Origin of the sequence: Acidovorax sp. K2F (assembly GCF_025246485.1) — a bacterium.
Lineage (GTDB): Bacteria > Pseudomonadota > Gammaproteobacteria > Burkholderiales > Burkholderiaceae_C > Acidovorax > Acidovorax delafieldii.
Genome location: NZ_JAOBSQ010000112.1, coordinates 1 through 680, shown reverse-complemented (window position 1 = coordinate 680; position 680 = coordinate 1). Strand labels below are relative to the sequence as shown.

Here is a 680-nt window from a genome sequence, read left to right as displayed (position 1 = left end):
CAAACGCTGACCATCGAAAGCCTGCTGCGCTCGGTGCCCACCTCCAGCAACGCCATCGAGTTCACCCGCGAAGACACCTTCACGAACAACGCGGCGGAAACCGCTGAAGGGGCGGCCAAGCCGGAATCGGCGATCACGTACACGCTGGTGAACCAGCCCGTGTCCACCGTGGCGCACTGGATCAAGATCTCCAAGCAGCTGGCCGCCGACAACGCCGCCCTGGCCGCCTACGTGAACAACCGCATGACCTACGGCGTGAACCGCAAGGTGGAAACGCAGCTGGTGAGCGGCCTGGGCACTGGCGCACTCCTGTCCGGCATGATGAAGACGGGCAACTACACGCTGCACGGCTACCTCTCCGGCGCCCTGGGCTCCACGCTCCCCAAGCTGGTCCTGATCCGCAAGATCCTGGCCGACCTGTGGACCGCTGGCTATCCGGCCGACGCCATCCTGCTGAGCCCAGCTGATTGGGCCCAGATCGAGATTGAGCTGTTCACCACGCCCAGCAACACGGTCCGCGTGTCGGTCGATGCCAACGGCGTCACCCGCTTGTTCGGGGTTCCGGTGATCCAGTCGGTGGGCATCGCTGCTGACACCTTCCTGATCGCCAACTTCGCGCAGGCCTACACCCTCTACAACCGCGAGGGCGTGGTGGTGGAACTGTCCGAGTCTGACAGCGA

1 protein-coding gene is annotated in these 680 nt (G+C 64.6%); it reads left to right on the top strand.

The genetic code is table 11. The annotated features are described in order from the left end of the window. Positions 1-680, top strand: a 680-nt coding sequence (locus N4G42_RS25490) for a phage major capsid protein (protein WP_260669183.1), incomplete at both ends; no start/stop codon positions are given.